Annotated in this window: 2 protein-coding genes; both read right to left on the bottom strand. The window is 64.8% G+C overall.

From position 1 onward, the window contains the following. Nucleotides 1-1,524: an L-arabinose isomerase gene (araA, locus tag RCH12_RS18430; RefSeq protein ID WP_327017875.1), complete on the bottom strand. Its 1,524-nt coding sequence runs from the start codon at nt 1,522-1,524 to the stop codon at nt 1-3. Further along, on the bottom strand, nt 1,524-2,213 hold the full coding sequence (locus RCH12_RS18425) for an L-ribulose-5-phosphate 4-epimerase (protein WP_327017874.1): 690 nt from the start codon (nt 2,211-2,213) through the stop codon (nt 1,524-1,526). The genes araA and RCH12_RS18425 overlap by 1 nt, the downstream gene beginning before the upstream one ends. Between the last annotated feature and the right edge of the window lie 2 nt (nt 2,214-2,215).

Here is a 2,215-nt window from a genome sequence, read left to right as displayed (position 1 = left end):
TTACAGGCCTTGCGCCAGGCGGTAGTACGCCTGGTTCCATCGGACCTCGCGGGAGAAGTCCCGCAGGGTGGTGGTTTCATCGATCACGAGGAGCTCGGTGTGAGCGATCTCGGCGAAGTCTTGGAACACCTCGATGCCGACGGCTGTCGACATGACGGTGTGGTGGGCGGCGCCGGCGGTGAGCCAGGCGGCGGCGGAGGTGGCGAAGTCGGGTGCGGGCTTCCAGACGGCCCGGCCGACGGGGAGTTTGGGTAGCGCTTGGGTGGGTTCGACGACCTCGACGACGTTCGCGGTGAGGCGGAACCGGTCGCGCATGTCGCTCATCGCGACGACCACGGCGGGGCCGGGGGCGGCGTTGAAGACCAGGCGCACCGGGTCGTCTTTCCCGCCGATGCCCAGCGGGTGGATCTCCAGGGTCGGCTTCTCGGTGGCCAGTGACGGGCTGACTTCGAGCATGTGGGCGCCGAGGATGAGTTCGGCGCCGGGGGTGAGGTCGTAGGTGTAGTCCTCCATCAGGCTCGCCCCGCCGGGCAGGCCCGAACCCATCACGTTGGCGACACGGACCAGGATCGCGGTCTTCCAGTCGCCCTCGGCGCCGAAGCCGTAACCCTGGGCCATCAGGCGTTGCACGGCCAGGCCGGGCAGTTGCTTGAGGGCACCGAGGTCTTCGAAGTTGGTGGTGAACGCACTGAAACCGCCGGCTTCGAGGAAGGACTTCAAGCCGAGCTCGATCGCGGCGCCGTAGCGCAGCGACTCGTGCCGGTCACCGCCACGGCGAAGCTCCGGGGCCACGTCGTACAGTTCTTCGTATTCGGCCACGAGCGCGTCGATGTCAGCAGCCGTGGCGGCGTGCACGGTCTCGGCGAGTTCGTTGACCGACCAGGTGTTCACCTGCACACCGAAACGCAGCTCCGCTTCGGTCTTGTCACCCTCGGTGACGGCGACGTAACGCATGTTGTCGCCGAACCGGGCCAGTTTCATACTGTTCGATGCCGCCCAGCCGGCCGCAGCACGCGTCCAGGTACCGATCGACTTACTGACCACCGGGTTGGACACGTGACCGACAACGGTCTTCCGCGACACACCCAGGCGGGTCTGGATGTAGCCGAACTCCCGGTCGCCGTGCGCGGCCTGGTTCAGGTTCATGAAATCGAAATCGATCTCCGCCCAGGGCAGTTCCACGTTGGCCTGGGTGTGCAGGTGCAGCAACGGCTTAGTCAACGCGTTGAGGCCACCGATCCACATCTTCGCCGGCGAGAACGTGTGCATCCACGCGATCAACCCGATGACCTTGTCATCCCCGTTGGCATCCAATGCCGCCCGACGGATCGACTCCGCATCCTTCAAAACCGGCTTCCACACCACCGTGACGGGCACGTCACTAGACGCGTTGAGGGCGTCAGCGATCGTCCGGGACTGCTCAGCGACCTGGCGCAGAGTCTCCTCGCCGTAGAGGTTCTGGCTGCCGGTGAGGAACCACACCTCGTAGGAATCGAGGGACGTGTTCAGTGCGGTGGGTGACATTATTTGAGGGCTCCCTGCGGTGCTTGTCCGTAGACGTTCTGGTAACGGTTGAAAAGAGAATCGATCGACTCCTGCGGAATCGGAATCAGCGGGCCACCCTGCCGGGCCAAATGCACCGTGCGGGCGACGTCCTCGACCATCACAGCAGCCTTGACCGCGTCCCGGGCATCCTTACCGATCGTGAACGGCCCATGGTTCTGCATCAACACCGCCCGGGAACGATGCCCGGCCAACGCCTCAACAATGCCCTGACCGATGGTGTCATCACCGATGATCGCGAACCGGCCCACCGGGATCGGACCGCCGAACTCATCAGCCATCGCCGTGATCACACACGGGATCTCCTCACCACGCGCAGCCCACGCCGTCGCATACGTGGAATGCGTGTGCACCACCCCACCGACCTCGGGCATGTTCCGGTACACATACGCGTGCGCGGCCGTATCCGACGACGGCGACCGATCCGCACCCGGAGTCTCCGGAATCACACTGCCGTCCAGATCACAGAGAATCATGTTCTCCGGCGCCAGATCCGCATAATCCACCCCGGACGGCTTGATCACGAACAAGTCCGCACCCGGCACCCGACCCGACACGTTACCGCCGGTCCACACCACCAGACCATTAGCCGTCAGCTCACCGTGCAGCCGAGCGATATCCGCCCGCACACGCGCGATCGCAACCTCGATCT

This window comes from Cryobacterium sp. MP_3.1, from assembly GCF_035984795.1.
GTDB lineage: Bacteria > Actinomycetota > Actinomycetes > Actinomycetales > Microbacteriaceae > Cryobacterium > Cryobacterium zongtaii.
Note: the sequence above shows the minus strand (reverse complement) of the source record. Positions and strands in the feature narration are given on the sequence as shown.

Coding starts and splice junctions, on each gene's coding strand:
- araA (WP_327017875.1), bottom strand. CDS start 1,524: ATGTCACCCACCGCACTGAACACGTCCCTCGATTCCTACGAGGTGTGG.